The 14,185-nt window shown below is 64.8% G+C and carries 14 protein-coding genes; 5 read left to right on the top strand and 9 right to left on the bottom strand.

Features of this window, described 5'->3' with window-relative positions:
• Nucleotides 1–2 precede the first annotated feature (2 nt).
• The gene (locus ACYQR9_RS24195) at nucleotides 3–989 is read right to left on the bottom strand and encodes a hypothetical protein (protein WP_461228296.1); all 987 of its coding nucleotides are present in this window, start codon (nucleotides 987–989) and stop codon (nucleotides 3–5) included.
• A 510-nt stretch (nucleotides 990–1,499) separates the two neighbouring features.
• On the opposite strand from ACYQR9_RS24195, the gene dnaK reads away from it, so the two are divergent.
• The 3 genes from dnaK to ACYQR9_RS24180 all read left to right on the top strand — a co-directional run bounded on the left by dnaK (nucleotide 1,500) and on the right by ACYQR9_RS24180 (nucleotide 5,517).
• Nucleotides 1,500–3,416 carry a molecular chaperone DnaK gene (gene dnaK / locus ACYQR9_RS24190; RefSeq protein ID WP_056429641.1) on the top strand — a complete coding sequence of 639 codons (1,917 nt, stop codon included), beginning with the start codon at nucleotides 1,500–1,502 and terminating at the stop codon, nucleotides 3,414–3,416.
• Between the two features lie 117 nt (nucleotides 3,417–3,533).
• Complete coding sequence (gene dnaJ, locus ACYQR9_RS24185) at nucleotides 3,534–4,697, top strand: molecular chaperone DnaJ (RefSeq protein WP_056429639.1); 1,164 nt, start codon at nucleotides 3,534–3,536, stop codon at nucleotides 4,695–4,697.
• Between the two features lie 184 nt (nucleotides 4,698–4,881).
• On the top strand, nucleotides 4,882–5,517 hold the full coding sequence (locus ACYQR9_RS24180; RefSeq protein ID WP_056429636.1) for a class I SAM-dependent methyltransferase: 636 nt from the start codon (nucleotides 4,882–4,884) through the stop codon (nucleotides 5,515–5,517).
• A gap of 194 nt (nucleotides 5,518–5,711) precedes the next feature.
• On the opposite strand, the gene ACYQR9_RS24175 is transcribed toward ACYQR9_RS24180, so the two are convergent.
• The 5 genes from ACYQR9_RS24175 to cdd all read right to left on the bottom strand — a co-directional run bounded on the left by ACYQR9_RS24175 (nucleotide 5,712) and on the right by cdd (nucleotide 9,490).
• Nucleotides 5,712–5,969 carry a hypothetical protein gene (locus ACYQR9_RS24175; protein WP_461228295.1) on the bottom strand — a complete coding sequence of 86 codons (258 nt, stop codon included), beginning with the start codon at nucleotides 5,967–5,969 and terminating at the stop codon, nucleotides 5,712–5,714.
• Nucleotides 5,970–6,197: 228 nt separating this feature from the next.
• Nucleotides 6,198–7,499: a thymidine phosphorylase gene (deoA, locus tag ACYQR9_RS24170; RefSeq protein WP_461228294.1), complete on the bottom strand. Its 1,302-nt coding sequence runs from the start codon at nucleotides 7,497–7,499 to the stop codon at nucleotides 6,198–6,200.
• Complete coding sequence (gene deoC, locus ACYQR9_RS24165) at nucleotides 7,496–8,242, bottom strand: deoxyribose-phosphate aldolase (RefSeq protein ID WP_461222440.1); 747 nt, start codon at nucleotides 8,240–8,242, stop codon at nucleotides 7,496–7,498. Before deoC ends, deoA begins: the two co-directional genes overlap by 4 nt.
• An 8-nt stretch (nucleotides 8,243–8,250) precedes the next feature.
• Nucleotides 8,251–9,060: a purine-nucleoside phosphorylase gene (locus ACYQR9_RS24160; protein ID WP_461228293.1), complete on the bottom strand. Its 810-nt coding sequence runs from the start codon at nucleotides 9,058–9,060 to the stop codon at nucleotides 8,251–8,253.
• A complete protein-coding gene (cdd, locus tag ACYQR9_RS24155) occupies nucleotides 9,053–9,490 on the bottom strand; it encodes a cytidine deaminase (protein WP_461228292.1) in 438 nt (145 codons plus the stop codon). The genes ACYQR9_RS24160 and cdd overlap by 8 nt, the downstream gene beginning before the upstream one ends.
• Before the next feature lie 154 nt (nucleotides 9,491–9,644).
• On the opposite strand from cdd, the gene ACYQR9_RS24150 reads away from it, so the two are divergent.
• Complete coding sequence (locus ACYQR9_RS24150) at nucleotides 9,645–9,869, top strand: DUF2093 domain-containing protein (protein ID WP_056429621.1); 225 nt, start codon at nucleotides 9,645–9,647, stop codon at nucleotides 9,867–9,869.
• Here the strand turns inward: ACYQR9_RS24150 and lpxK are convergent.
• Genes lpxK through ACYQR9_RS24135 form a run of 3 tightly spaced genes read right to left on the bottom strand, consistent with a single transcriptional unit; the run spans nucleotide 9,814 to nucleotide 12,898 of the window.
• Nucleotides 9,814–10,845: a tetraacyldisaccharide 4'-kinase gene (lpxK, locus tag ACYQR9_RS24145; protein WP_461228291.1), complete on the bottom strand. Its 1,032-nt coding sequence runs from the start codon at nucleotides 10,843–10,845 to the stop codon at nucleotides 9,814–9,816. The two genes, ACYQR9_RS24150 and lpxK, sit on opposite strands and share 56 nt — an antisense overlap.
• The gene (locus tag ACYQR9_RS24140) at nucleotides 10,845–12,149 is read right to left on the bottom strand and encodes a 3-deoxy-D-manno-octulosonic acid transferase (RefSeq protein ID WP_461228290.1); all 1,305 of its coding nucleotides are present in this window, start codon (nucleotides 12,147–12,149) and stop codon (nucleotides 10,845–10,847) included. The genes lpxK and ACYQR9_RS24140 overlap by 1 nt, the downstream gene beginning before the upstream one ends.
• The gene (locus ACYQR9_RS24135; RefSeq protein ID WP_207413267.1) at nucleotides 12,146–12,898 is read right to left on the bottom strand and encodes a lysophospholipid acyltransferase family protein; all 753 of its coding nucleotides are present in this window, start codon (nucleotides 12,896–12,898) and stop codon (nucleotides 12,146–12,148) included. Before ACYQR9_RS24135 ends, ACYQR9_RS24140 begins: the two co-directional genes overlap by 4 nt.
• A gap of 369 nt (nucleotides 12,899–13,267) precedes the next feature.
• Here ACYQR9_RS24135 and ACYQR9_RS24130 point away from each other — a divergent pair, with 369 nt between their 5' ends.
• Nucleotides 13,268–14,173 (top strand): metallophosphoesterase family protein, encoded by a 906-nt coding sequence (locus ACYQR9_RS24130; protein ID WP_461228289.1) that lies wholly within the window; start codon nucleotides 13,268–13,270, stop codon nucleotides 14,171–14,173.
• The last annotated feature ends 12 nt before the right edge of the window (nucleotides 14,174–14,185 follow it).

Genomic DNA, 14,185 nt, shown 5'->3' with positions numbered 1-14,185 from the left:
CTTCATTCTCCGATCGGCGAACCGTCACTGTCTGGGTTCATACCCTCCACCGGCGGCTTCGCCTTACGCGGCCTGGGCATCGTGCTCGCGGTCGGTGTGCTCGTATTAGCGCCAAGCCTTGCCGCGAGGGAAAGTGCCCGCGCCTCGGTGAAACGTACGTTGCAGAAGCCGTGGGCGCCCTCCCGGGCATAGGTCCGGCACGTTTGCTCACGGTCGGAGGAGAAAGCCGCCTGTTCGGTGACGATGGTGCGGACGTCCTGCCCGCGGGCGCGCTGGGTCATCACCTTATAGTTATCACGCACAGCCTTGTCGGCGACGCCTCGTCCAGAGTCGAATTCGGCGGAGCGAGGGATTAGGGTCGCTGCTGCAGGACCCCATAGGCCGCCCGGATTGGTGGCGCAATCTGCCGATGCGAAGCTGCAGACACGGCCACCGCTAATCGGTGTCACCAAGACGCTGCCTTCGAGGATTTCGAACCGAAGCGGGCATTCACCGCCCGTGATCTCGTAGCGCGCCACGCCCTGGGGACGTCCCTCGGAGGAAAGAGAGATCGGCGAGCCCCCGGATAGCGGTACCTTGCAGGTCTCGCTCGGCTGCGAAATCTTGGTGCCGGGCAAGGTGATCCGCGCGGTGGCCGCATTGCCAGCCTTGTCGATCTTGAGGCTGCCAGTCAGGCCATTGAGCAGGAGTTCCTGGCCAAGGATGTTGTCGTCGCTCGGTGTTTTCAGGACGACGGGGCGCGGGGGCGTAGGGGCCGGCCTTGGAGCTTCAGGGGCTGTTTCTCCTGGTGCGCCCGGCGGCAGCAACGTCCCCGGCTGAGGCGCTCCGGCCGGAGGTACCCCGCGAGGTGGTACTGGAGGCTTAGCCGCCTTGCCGATGCCGAACAGCTCCTCGAAAAAGTTCTGCGCCCCGGCTTCGTTCGCCGGAAGGGCGACGAGAGGCAGGACGAGGAGTGCAGGGAGCAGGTGGAAGGCGCGGGATGGACGCATCAAGTCTTTCATGCCTTTGGAGCTCTCGGCACCGGACTGGTGAACGGTGAATGTGCGTCGGGCTCTCGTTCTTGCATCAACTGTTTCGAAACCCTGATGTCACATCCGGGGCTGATGCTTTCGCCGACAAACTGACTTTTGACCCGCTTTGACGGCCCGGAAGCCCGTCTTCCACGTTCCAGACTAGCATGTGATGGGTGGCGCGGACGTGGCGTCCCTGCAACATTTTTGAGATCCATGCTGCCGAATATCGATCATCCCCCGTGCAAACATCCCGATTCGCGAAGGAGATAGGATCGGCGTGGCAGTTCGGAACGCTTCGCCTTGCGGCTCCGCATCACCCTTCTTATATCCGGCGGGACGCGGGATTAAGACCTGGATTGGCGCGTTTCAGGCGCTCTGGCTGGTTCGAATTCCGCTCTCACAATCTTTCGTTCTTCACCGCCATGGGCCGGGCCGCTTCGGGGCTCGGCGGTCTGCTTGACCAAATGACATGAGAGGGATCCCGCCATGGGTAAAGTAATCGGCATTGATCTGGGCACCACCAATTCCTGCGTGGCCGTCATGGAAGGCACGCAGCCCAAGGTCATCGAAAACGCGGAAGGCGCGCGCACCACGCCGTCGATCGTCGCCTTCCTCGACGACGGCGAGCGTCTCGTCGGCCAACCGGCCAAGCGTCAGGCCGTCACCAATCCGGAACACACGTTCTTCGCCATCAAGCGTCTCGTGGGCCGTACCTACGACGACCCGATGACGCAGAAGGACAAGGGTCTCGTGCCCTACAAGATCGTCCGCGGCGACAATGGCGATGCCTGGGTCGAGGCCGACGGCAAGAAGTATTCTCCCTCGCAGATCTCGGCTTTCACGCTTCAGAAGATGAAGGAGACTGCTGAGGCACACCTCGGTCAGCCGGTGACGCAGGCCGTCATCACGGTCCCCGCCTATTTCAACGATGCACAGCGTCAGGCGACCAAGGATGCCGGCAAGATCGCCGGCCTCGAAGTCCTGCGCATCATCAACGAGCCGACAGCGGCCGCCCTGGCCTACGGCCTCGATAAGAAGAAGACCGGCACGATCGCAGTTTATGATCTCGGTGGCGGCACGTTCGATGTGTCGATCCTCGAGATCGGTGACGGTGTGTTCGAGGTGAAGTCCACGAACGGCGATACCTTCCTCGGCGGCGAGGATTTCGATAACCGAGTCGTCGAGTACTTGACCTCCGAGTTCAAAAAGGAGCAGGGGATCGATCTGACGAAGGACAAGCTCGCCCTTCAGCGCCTCAAGGAGGCCGCTGAGAAAGCGAAGATCGAGCTGTCTTCGGCTACTCAGACCGAGATCAACCTGCCTTACATCACGGCCGACGCCACGGGGCCTAAGCACCTCGCTCTGAAGCTCAGCCGCGCCAAGTTCGAGTCCCTGGTCGACGACCTCGTCCAGCGCACGATCGAGCCCTGTCGCAAGGCTCTCAAGGATGCGGGCGTCTCGGCTTCCGAGATCGACGAGGTCGTGCTCGTCGGCGGCATGATCCGCATGCCTAAGATCCAGGAGGTCGTGAAATCCTTCTTCGGCAAGGAGCCCCACAAGGGTGTCAATCCGGATGAGGTCGTGGCCATCGGTGCGGCGGTCCAGGCCGGCGTGCTCCAGGGCGACGTCAAGGATGTGCTGCTTCTCGACGTGACCCCGCTGTCGCTTGGCATCGAGACGCTGGGCGGTGTCTTCACCCGTCTGATTGACCGCAACACCACGATCCCGACGAAGAAGTCGCAGACCTTCTCGACGGCCGAAGACAACCAGAACGCGGTCACCATCCGGGTCTTCCAGGGTGAGCGCGAGATGGCGGCTGACAACAAAATGCTCGGCCAGTTCGATCTGATGGGCATCCCGCCGGCCCCGCGCGGCATGCCGCAGATCGAGGTGACCTTCGACATCGACGCCAACGGCATCGTCAACGTGACGGCCAAGGACAAGGCGACGAACAAGGAGCACCAGATCCGCATTCAGGCTTCGGGTGGTCTGTCGGATGCCGATATCGACCGGATGGTGAAGGACGCCGAGGCCAATGCCGAGGCGGATAAGAAGCGTCGTGAGTTGGTCGAGGTGAAGAACCAGGGCGAAAGCCTGATCCACGCCACCGAGAAGTCGGTGAAGGAGTACGGCGACAAGGTCTCGGCCGACGACAAGGGCGCCATCGAGACCGCTATGACTGCCCTTCGCACGGCCCTCGAGGGTGATGATGCCGAGGTCATCAAGTCCCGCACCACGGATCTGATGCAAGCTTCCATGAAGCTCGGTGAGGCGATGTACGCCGCCAGCCAAACGCCGGAAGGCGGGGCGGATGCCGCTGCCGGTGAGGAGACTAAGAAAGACGATGTCATCGACGCCGACTTCCAGGAAGTCGATGACAAGGACCAGAAGAAGCGGGCATAAGGCGCACGCTGCATGCGGGGCCGGAGTGATCCGGCCCCGCATCACGTCTGGTTACCGACAATGGCGTGATTCCCGTGACGATGGGTGAGATCCGCCGGGGACTTTTGAGGACGGGGAATGTCGAAGCGGGACTACTACGAGATTCTTGGGGTCTCAAAGACCGCGACCGACGGCGAGATGAAGGTCGCCTTCCGCAAGCTGGCAATGACCTATCACCCGGATCGCAATCCGGGGAATGCGGAAGCAGAACTCAAATTCAAGGAAATCAACGAGGCCTACCAGACGCTCACCGATGGGCAGAAGCGCGCGGCCTACGATCGTTTCGGTCATGCTGCCTTCCAGCAGGGGGGAGCGGGTGGCCCCGGATTTGGAAACGAGTTCGGCGACTTCATGTCGGACATTTTCGATAATTTCTTCGGTGATGGTCGAGGGGGGGCAGCAGCCGGCGGCGCGCGAGGCGGTCGCGGTGGCGCGACCCGTGAGCGCGGCGCAGACCTGCGCTACAATCTAGAGATCTCTCTTGAGGATGCGTTCGCCGGCAAGACCGAAACCATCACGATGGCGACGGCGGTAACCTGCGAAGTCTGCTCCGGCAGCGGTGCGAAGGCCGGGTCCAAGCCGAAGCCCTGCCAGACCTGCGGCGGCTACGGCCGCGTGCGGGCTGCCCAAGGGTTCTTTGCCATTGAGCGTACCTGCCCGGCTTGTCACGGGCGCGGAGAGATTATCGATAATCCGTGCGGTAATTGCTCCGGCGCGGGGCGCGTCACACGGGAACGCACGCTGTCCATCAACGTCCCGGCGGGGGTGGATGACGGTCTGCGCATCCGTCTGGCTGGAGAGGGCGAGACGGGACTGCGAGGTGGGCCTGCAGGCGATCTCTACGTCTTTCTGTCGATCAAACCGCATACCTTCTTCCAGCGCGATGGTGCCGATCTTTTCTGTCGCGTCCCGATCTCCATGGTGACAGCCGCTTTGTCGGGCGAAATCACTGTGCCGGTGATCGATGGTTCGCAGACGGAAGTCCGTATCCCCGCGGGGACGCAGACCGCCAAGCAGTTTCGCATAAAGGGTCGTGGCATGCCGGTCCTGCGGTCGCGGGATGTCGGCGATCTTTATATTCAGGTCTTCGTAGAGACCCCGCAGAACTTATCGAAGCGTCAGCGCGAGCTCCTCCAAGAATTTAATAGTACGGCCTCCGAAGAGAACCACCCTGAGAGCGCAGGCTTCTTTTCTAAGGTGCGGGACTTCTTCGACGGTCTCAGCGGGGCAGCCCGCTCGTGACCGGCGTCTTCATCCGCGACGGCGGATCGAAACGGGCTCTTCGCCGTTGTAGCTGTGGCGGTGTTGCATCGCCGCCGCGAGCACGCTCCGCCCTTCCTGATGATACGAGGCTTGTGTCTTGACGGACATCGCTCTTTTGTCGTCTAGCCTTAGCCTCCCACGCGTGATCTGAGGATAGTGGATCTTGTTGCCGCTACGCCGACCCAGCGCCAAAGCCTACGCCGCTACCGGTTCTGTCCGTGAACGGCGGGAGCCGCTGGAGGATGAAGCTCGCTTCCTGCGCTCTTGGTTCGAGAGGCCGCTCGTTACCGGTTCGGTGACGCCGTCGGGCAAGATGCTCGCGCGGATGATGGCATCCTATGTCGATCCTCGTACGCCGGGCCCCGTGATCGAACTCGGACCCGGTACCGGTCCGGTGACCGAGGCACTCATCCGCCGGGGCATCGAGCAGGAACGTCTCGTGCTCGTGGAGTACAATCCGGATTTCTGCAAATTGCTGCAGAAGCGTTTTCCTCGCGCTACGATCCTGCGCGGCGACGCCTACAACATGAAACAGACGATCGGTGAGTTACTCACTTCAAAGGCCGCGGCAACTGTCTCCAGCCTGCCGCTGTTCACCAAACCTCTCGAGCAACGTCTCGATCTTCTCAATGCCGCGCATACGATGATGCATCCGGGTTCGCCCTTCGTGCAGTTCACTTATGCGGTGGTGCCGCCGATCCCCGAACGCTGCGATGCCGGGAGCTATACAGCCAGCCGCTCGAGCCGTGTTTGGCTCAACCTTCCGCCAGCACGGGTCTGGGTTTACCGCCGTCCCTGAGTCATTGCTGCCGAACGTTGGCTGAAGAGCCGGCTCATCCACGGTTCAGCCCATCGCTCCTACGGTCTGGCTACAGCGCCGGGATCGCCCTGGCGTAGCAATCGACGGAGGCTGACATGGCGTTTCGCGCATTCGCACATCGGATGAGAGGTTGGTTTGCCGCTGCGGCCCTCGCCGTCGGCGTTGTTGGCATGTCACCGGGCATCGTTCAGGCAGCACCCCTTTCCCCTTCCGTAGCCTTGGTCGATCCGGCACAGGCCGGTATCGTTCCTGTTCAGTACGGTTGGGGCGGGCACCATCACCATCACCATCGTAGGCACCATGGCTGGGGTGGACATCATCGCCATGGCTGGGGCGGGCACCGTGGGCACGGCTGGGGCGGTCATGGTCATCATGGATGGCGCCCGCGACATCACGGTTGGGGCCACCATCACCATCACGGGCATCGCCACGGCGGTTACTATCGCTTCTAGTAAAAAAAGCCCCAGCGGGCTCGTCCGCTGGGGCTTCTTCTTGGTTTCCCATAGGACCAATCTATCCCATTCCAGGGCTTAAAGAATTTCGCCTTCGGCATGGGCATCGGTGCCATTCACGACACTCGCGTTCTCTGGCGAGGCCGGCCAGTTCTTGAACTTAAACGGCGCGGGCCGTTCCTCTTTCAGCGCCAGCCGTCGTGCTCCTCAAGCGATCCGTTGGGCAATGTCCGGAGGCGGTTGAGGGGCATCGGGGGCGATCCGGTAGGCAGCACGGAGGGCTACTTCAGCGGTATCGGCCTGGGCTTCTGTCCGCGCATGAATGATGCCGAGGAGATCGGCTGTATCTCCCGGGCGGGCGAGTGATGAGAAGCCGACTGCCGGGTCGATATCGTCTTGTGGCCGGGTACGGCCGCCGCCGAGTGAAATGACGGCAAGCCCGAGTTTGCGAGTCTCTACCCGAGCGACTGTACCGGTCGTGGTCATCTTCACCCGGCGGATCACCGGTGCGACGGAGCAATATTGGTCGGTTTTTTCGATGAAATCCGCAGGCCCCCCCAACTCAGCCAGCATCCGTCCGAAGATTTCGAGCGCCCGTCCGGAGTCGCGTGCCTGCTCGACCCTGCGGGATGCGTCGTCGAAATCCTTGGCAAGGCCGCCCAGCATCAGCATCTCGGCACAGAGCGCCACGGTTACGGCATGGAAGGCTGGTTCACAGGAGCGACCGGCGAGGTAATCCACCGCATAGGAGACTTCGAGGGCGTTGCCGGCAGAGGAGGCCAGGGGAGCGTCCATGTTAGTGATAAGCGCGACGGTTTTCAGCCCAGCGCCCTTGGCGACGGTAACGATGCTTTCTGCGAGAGCCTGTGCCTCCTTCGTCCCCGCCATGAACGCTCCGGAGCCCGTCTTCACATCCATCACGAGACCGTCGAGCCCGGCCGCGAGCTTCTTCGACAGGATCGATGCCGTAATCAGGTCGAGGGATTCGACCGTGCCGGTGACGTCACGGATGGCGTAGAGCCGCCGGTCCGCTGGAGCTAGGTCGGCCGTCTGTCCGATGATGGCGCAACCGACGGAGTGGGTGACGCTGCGGAAACGATCGAGGCCGGGTGTCGCGTCGTAGCCGGGAATGCTCGCGAGCTTATCGAGGGTTCCGCCGGTATGGCCCAGGCCGCGGCCGGAGATCATCGGTACGTAACCACCGCAGGCAGCCACCATGGGTGCCAGAGCGAGGCTGACCGTATCGCCGACGCCGCCGGTGGAGTGCTTGTCAAGCACCGGGCCGGGCAAATCCCAATCCAGCACTGAGCCCGAATGAGTCATCGCCCGCGTTAGGGCCACGCGCTCGGCCAGTGACAGGCCACGGAAAAACACGGCCATGGCGAAGGCGGCGGCCTGCCCCTCGGTCACCCGCCCATCGGTGAGACCGGAGATGAAGTCGGCGATCTCGGCATCAGCGAGAATGCGTCCATCCCGCTTGGCCCGGATCAGCTCCTGCGGCAGCATCAAGCGTGGCCTCCGAGGCTCGCAGTCAGCGCGTCATGTAGGCTGCTCGCCCCAATGCGGAAAGTCTGCGGCTCGACCCAGCCCGGCCCCATGATCCGGTCGGCGATGGCGAGATACAGAGCGGCATCGGCCACGGTTCGCAATCCGCCCGAGACCTTAAATCCGACAGGGCGATCGCTGTCCCGGATGGCGGCGAGCATCGCCTCCGCGGCCTCCGGCGTTGCGGAGATGACGCTCTTGCCCGTTGAGGTCTTGAGGAAATCCGCCCCCGCGGCGATGGCGAGGCGGCTTGCCTCGGTGACTTGGCCGAGCCCCGGCATCGCTCCGGATTCGAGGATCACCTTGAGAATGGCGCGCCCTGCAATCTCCCGCACGGCCTCAATCATCCCTGCCGTAGTCCTCGTGTCACCGGCAAGGTACGCCCGATAGGGTAGGACGAGATCGATCTCATGCGCGCCGTCATCCAGCGCTTCGGCAGTATCCTCCACCGCGCGCTCGATATCCGTGCCTCCGGCTGGGAAGTTGATCACCGTGGCGATACGCACCGGAGTCCCGGCCAGCAACTCGACGCAGCGCCCGATATGCTGGGGCCAGACGCAGACAGCGGCAACACGGCTTGCCCGGGCCTTGCCGCAGAGCGTCGCTATGGCCTGATCCGAACAAGAATCGCCGAGATCGGTGAGATCGAGAAGGGGCAGCGCGCGTCGCGCAACGGCGGTTTCGGAATGATGGGGATCGTCGCTCATGCTCTTTCCTACAGCCGTGCGACGAACGCGTCGATGAGACGGGCGAGGTCGAACGCGGCAGCGACGGCCGCGCGCTTGGTCTCGTCGTGGTGCGGATCGCCGTCTCCGATACCGGCGGCAAGGTTCGTAACCACCGAGATGGCCGCGACCCGCAGGCCGAAGAAGCGGGCGAGGATCACCTCCGGAACTGTCGACATGCCCACCAGATCGGCGCCGAGGCGCCCCGCCATACGGATCTCGGCCGGAGTCTCGAAGCTTGGCCCCGAGAACCATGCATAGACTCCGTGATGCAAGGGAATCCCGCATTCCCTTGCCGCTTCGTGGAGGGTTTCGCGCACAGCCGAATCATAGGCGCCGACAAGGGGGACGAAACGACCATCACCCGTCTCGCCGATCAGCGGATTGAGGCCCGACAAATTGATGTGGTCTGCGACAGCCACAAGGCTGCCCGGGCCCGCCTGCGCCATCAACGATCCAGCCGCATTGGTGAGGAGTAGGAGCGGGACGCCAAGCGCCTTTGCAACCCCTAGAGGCACCTTCATGACGGCGGCGTTGCCGGTTTCGTAGGCGTGGCTCCGTCCTTCGAAAACCAGCACCCGTCGCCCGGAGAGGCGCCCAGCATGGAGGGTGCCGCCGTGACCGGTCACGCCAGGGGAGGGAAAGCCTGGAATCCCCGAATAGGCGAGGGAGATGCTGTCTTCGAGCTTGCCGGCGACCAGCCCGAGGCCCGTGCCGGTGACGATGGCGGCATCGTAGGGCCCGCCGAAACCGTGGCGACGCACCGTGTCGGCGGCGAGGGAGATGGTTGTGTCAGACATCGGCGCACGGCTTGGTACGGTGCAGATTGTCCGGCCCGAAAGACTGAGGGAGTAGTGCCTCCAGGGTGAAGCTGTGTCGGATACCCTCCGGGCCGGCGATGTGGATCGGCGTTCCGGGCTCCGCGAACTCCCTGATGCGCTGGCGGCAGGCGCCGCATGGCGTCACCAGAATTGGGCCGTTGCCTGTGATGAGGATGGTGGCGATGGCGCGTCCGCCGGCCGCGATCATCGCGGCGATGGCGCCCGCCTCGGCGCAGGTGCCGACGGGATAGGCCGCGTTCTCCACGTTGCATCCGGCATGCAGGCGGCCGTGCTCGTCCCTCAGGGCGGCGCCGACGGAAAAGTTCGAATAAGGCGCGTAAGCGCGGGCCTTCGCCGCGCCGGCGGCATCGAACAGAGCAGCGAGATCCGCGTCGATCGTGTCCGCCATCGCATGGGGTCCGGTAGGAGGATTCGACGGCTGTTAGAACAGGAACGCGACCGGCCTGTCGAGCGCCATCGGACGTCATCAAGCGCCATCGACACGGCGCCGGCGCGATCCTAGAACCCTCTTTCGATAGTCGCAGTTGAAAAGCAGGCGAGACATGCTGGGTCGGTTCGAACGCAAGGCCTCCGGCGAGGCGACGGTGGAGTACGGCGACGGCACCATGCGCGTCGTCAAGCCCGGAAGCTTCGTGCGCTGCGCGGTCACCGGCGAGCCGATCGCCCTCGACAATCTTCGTTACTGGAGTGCCGAGCTCCAGGAGGCTTACATCACGCCCGAAGCGGTGATGAAGCGTCTGGCCGAGCTCGGTCGTTCGGCGGGCTGAACATCTCGACGACGCGGCTCACCTGCGCAAGCAGTAGGCTCTCGTCAACGAACCGAAGGGTCACGCCGAGCGCCGTCACCCCCGCGGCGAAATCCGCGGGCAGGCGCACAATGTCCTTCTCCGTCGTTACCAGCATCGCGCCCAAAGCCTGGGCCCAAGCCGCAAGGCCAGCGACATCCGCGGCGCGATAGGGGTGGTGATCCGGGAAGGACCGGGTCTCGACTAGGGTCGCTCCGGCCTCCACCAGCGTATCGAAGAATTTCCGCGGCCGCCCGATCCCTGCGAAGGCGAGCACGGGCTTTCCCGCAACCGCAGCGGGCACTGTCGGGACCAGCTTGGCTCGATGGACCGGCAAGCCTCGCGACGCCGCCTCCATTGTTAGAACCTCGCCCCGGCCGCCATCGCCGATGACGACGAGGCCGTGGACGTGACGCCATTGCCGCGAGAGCGGTGCGCGGAGAGGACCTGCCGGAAAAGCGAGGCCGTTGCCGATTCCGCTGACGGCGTCGACCACGGCGAGGGAAAGGTCCTTGGCGAGACTCGGATTCTGGAGCCCGTCATCCATCACCACCACGCCGGCACCGAGCACGCGGCAGAGTTCCACCCCGGCAGGCCGGTCGCGGGCCAGGATCGTTAAAGCGCTGCCGGCTAGCAGGAGTGGCTCGTCGCCGACATCCGCCGATCCATGCCGAGACGGATCGACGGCGATCGGCCCGGTCAGACGTCCGCCGTAGCCACGGGTCAGGAAGGCTGGCTCCAGGCCAATTCCCCGCAGCATCGCTGCCAAGGCGAGAGCGGTCGGGGTCTTGCCCGCGCCGCCAAGGGTGAAGTTGCCGACGCAGATGACGGGGCAGGCCGCCTTGTTGCCGGCGCGGTCCATGCGGGCGGCGACGCGCGATCCGTAGATTTCCCCGAGCGGCGCCAGCAATCGGCCGAGGGGATGGCCGGGCAAGTCCCAAAAAACCGGGGCTCGCATCAGGAGGCGATCAGGGCGGAGAGTTTCATCTGGGCGATGAATGGATCGAGGATCGCAAGGGTGCGTTCCACCGCCCCTTCGAACGGACGCAAGGCGGCATTTCCGGCATCGGCCATGGCGCGGGACCGTCGGGGGTCGAGGAGGAGTGCGCCGACAGCCGCTGCCAGCTCCCCGGCATCCGCCACCATCAGGGCCCCGCCGGCCTCGTCCAGGGCGTGGTAGACCTGTGCGAAGTTCTGCACGTTCGGCCCATGCAGAATCGCCGCATCGAGACGGGTCGGTTCGATCGGATTCTGGCCGCCGCGCTGCGTCATTGAACCTCCAAGGAAGACCAGCGGCGCGAGGCGATAAAACAGACCCAATTCCCCGAGCGTATCGGCGACATAGACGTCGATGTTGCCGTGGGGGCGACCGCCGCGGGAGCGAAGCGTGCTTCGAAGCCCGAGGGCGGAGGCGCACGCCGCCACGTCCTCGCCGCGCTGGGGATGACGCGGCACCACCACGGTGAGAAGATTCGGCACTCTCTCCTGCAAGGCGGCGTGAGCTTCGGCGATCGTAGCATCCTCGCCAGGATGCGTGCTGGCCGCGACCCAGACCGGACGGTCGCCGATGACGTCGCGCAGATAGGCTAGCTGCTGATCGTCTGCAGGGGGAACGGCCGAATCGTATTTCAGGTTGCCGGCGATGCTCACGCGCGGTGCGCCGAGCCTTTCGAAACGCTCGGCATCGTCCCTGGTCTGCGCGAGGCAGATGGCGATGCGCGAGAGCAGGGCTTCGGCGGTGCGCGGCGAGCGAACCCAGCCCTTGAACGACCGCTCCGACATGCGGCCGTTGACGAGGAGCAGCGGGATGCCGCGCCGGTGCAGGGCGATGACGGTGTTCGGCCAGATCTCCGATTCCGCCACCAGCGCCAGGTCCGGATGCCAGTGATCGAGGAACCGTTCGATCCAGCGCGGCGCGTCGAGGGGCATGTATTGATGGACCGCGCCCGCGGGCAGGCGCCGCCCGATCAGTTCGGCGGCGCTGCGCGTCCCCGTCGTGACGAGGACGCTGAAGCCCCGCGCGATCATGCCGTCGACCAATCCGACGAGCGAGAGGGCCTCGCCCACGCTCGCTCCGTGCATCCAGACCAGGGAACCGCTCGGGCGGGCTCGTCCGGCAAGGCCGCGACGCTCAGGCAGGCGCCCGGGATCCTCCTTGCCCTGGCGGGAGCGCCAGGCCAGAAGGCCCGCCACCGCCGGTTCACCGACATAGAGGCCGAAGCGATAAGCCCGGAGAGCGATGGTGAGCGGGGGAGCCTTCACGAAAACGGCCCGAGGGCCAGCGACCCGGCCACCGGATCGACGACCCGGTCCGGGCGGCCGACGAGGGTGTAGGCCCGATCGTGAACCCGGTTCATCTCGTTCTCCAGGCGCTGACGCAAGCGCTCCAATTCCTCCGGATCGACGTCGCGCGGGACGAGGACCGGTTCACCGAAGACCATGGCGCCCCTGCCGAAGGGCAGCCCGAAACAGGCCTTGTCCCAGCTGTCGAAGCGCAGATGCCGGCTCGTGACGACCGCGACGGGAATGACCGGCCGACCGGAGAACCGCGCCAGTGTCAGGATGCCGAGATCGCAGCGGCGTGACACCTTCGGCACGTCGGCGCTGAAGGCGACGCTCTCGCCATCCTTCAAAGCCCGGATCATGGCGCGCAGCCCTTCCGCGCCGCCTTTCGCCTTGGCATCCCGCACGGCGCGTCCGCGTGCCCCGGAGGCCCGGATGACGCGGACACCCATCCGGGTGAGGGCAATGGTGTTGATGTTGCCATCCGCCGACCGCGAGATGATCGTCGCGATCCTGTCCTGCGGGCGGCGCATGAACGAGATCATCGTATGCTGACCGTGCCACATGCCGGCGATGAACGGCGATTTCCCGTCGAGCCAGCGGTGCGGCTCGGCCGGTTCGACCGTGAAGCGGTTCGTCGCGCGCACCAAGCGCAGATAGTGGAAGGCGACGAAGCCGAGGCTTTTCTGAACCGGTGGCGACCGGCCGACGCGTTTGAGAAGGCTCATACACTCGGTTCCGCGGGCCGGACGTTCGGCCCTTCGTCCGGTCGGCCCTCAGGGCGCACGCGCGGCCGGTTGCGTCGTCTGCGCATCCGCCGAACGGCGCTCGCTCGGGAGCATGGCCGGTCCCGCGTGGTCTAGCGCCGTTCGAATTACCGGCGCAACCTCGCCGGGGCGGGCCCGACCTCATCCATTCGACGGAACGGCCATCATGTAAGGGAGGAAGCACCGTATCGGAGCGCCGGCGCGGTCCTCTATGACGTGCGGGCTTACGCCGTTGCGATCCTGGATTCGAAGGCGCGAGCGACGATTTGCGAGGCTTGACGCGGCAGCCGCCAGTGGCGAAGGCGAGGCCCTCATCCGAAACGGAGACCGATGTTTCGCCTCGCTCATCTCACCGATCCGCATGTCGGCCCTATCGCACGTCCTCGCTTGCGCCAGCTTTTGGGCAAGCGCGCCACCGGCTATGTGAATTGGCGCCGCGGGCGCAGCCGACACCACGACATGGAGATCCTCGCGGCGCTGGTGGCCGATCTGCGGACGCAGCCCCACGATCACATCGCCTGCACCGGCGACCTGTGCAACATCGGTCTGCCGAGTGAGTGGTCGACGGCTAAGGTCTTCCTCGAAGCGCTCGGCGCTCCAGACGATGTGAGCTTCGTTCCGGGCAATCACGACGCCTATGTGCGCGGCTCACTCGAAGGGCTGTTGAAGGCGTGCCGCGCCTGGACCTCCGGTGACGATGGCACCGACGGCATCTTCCCCTATCTCCGGCGCCGTGGACCGCTCGCCCTGATCGGGGTCTCGTCCGCGATTCCCACCAAGCCCTTCGTCGCCAGTGGGCGCCTCGGCCCTTCTCAGATCGAGGCTGTCGAGACCATTCTGAAACGGCTGGGCGCCGAGCCCGAACCACCGTTTCGCGTGGCGATGATCCATCATCCGCCGCAGCCAGGGGGGGCGTCGCCCGGGCGCGAATTGAAGGACGCGGATGCGTTCACGGCGATGATCGCGCGTGCCGGCGCGGACCTGATCCTGCACGGGCACAACCATGTGGGGAGCATCGCCTTCGTCGAAGGCCCCGGTGGTGCCGCCGTCCCGGTGGTCGGAGCGCCTTCGGCCTCGGCGGTGTCGCACGGCGGCACCTTGCACCGCCGCGCGAGCTATCATGTCTATACGGTCAGAAAGGCCGACAACCGCTACGTGATCGAAGCCAAGGAACGCGGGTTGACGGAGGCCGGGGCGATTGCCGACCTCCGGGTGTTGCAGCTGACGCGAAGATGACCGCTCACCTGC

The sequence above is a fragment of the Methylobacterium sp. CM6241 genome, assembly GCF_054817845.1.
Note: the sequence above shows the minus strand (reverse complement) of the source record. Positions and strands in the feature narration are given on the sequence as shown.

What these genes read in the sequence shown, in the direction of transcription:
- ACYQR9_RS24195 (WP_461228296.1), bottom strand. Translation starts at nt 989, where the DNA reads ATGCGTCCATCCCGCGCCTTCCACCTGCTCCCTGCACTCCTCGTCCTG.
- dnaK (WP_056429641.1), top strand. Translation starts at nt 1,500, where the DNA reads ATGGGTAAAGTAATCGGCATTGATCTGGGCACCACCAATTCCTGCGTG.
- dnaJ (WP_056429639.1), top strand. Translation starts at nt 3,534, where the DNA reads ATGTCGAAGCGGGACTACTACGAGATTCTTGGGGTCTCAAAGACCGCG.
- deoC (WP_461222440.1), bottom strand. Translation starts at nt 8,242, where the DNA reads ATGAGCGACGATCCCCATCATTCCGAAACCGCCGTTGCGCGACGCGCG.
- ACYQR9_RS24160 (WP_461228293.1), bottom strand. Translation starts at nt 9,060, where the DNA reads ATGTCTGACACAACCATCTCCCTCGCCGCCGACACGGTGCGTCGCCAC.
- cdd (WP_461228292.1), bottom strand. Translation starts at nt 9,490, where the DNA reads ATGGCGGACACGATCGACGCGGATCTCGCTGCTCTGTTCGATGCCGCC.
- ACYQR9_RS24150 (WP_056429621.1), top strand. Translation starts at nt 9,645, where the DNA reads ATGCTGGGTCGGTTCGAACGCAAGGCCTCCGGCGAGGCGACGGTGGAG.
- lpxK (WP_461228291.1), bottom strand. Translation starts at nt 10,845, where the DNA reads ATGCGAGCCCCGGTTTTTTGGGACTTGCCCGGCCATCCCCTCGGCCGA.
- ACYQR9_RS24135 (WP_207413267.1), bottom strand. Translation starts at nt 12,898, where the DNA reads ATGAGCCTTCTCAAACGCGTCGGCCGGTCGCCACCGGTTCAGAAAAGC.
- ACYQR9_RS24130 (WP_461228289.1), top strand. Translation starts at nt 13,268, where the DNA reads ATGTTTCGCCTCGCTCATCTCACCGATCCGCATGTCGGCCCTATCGCA.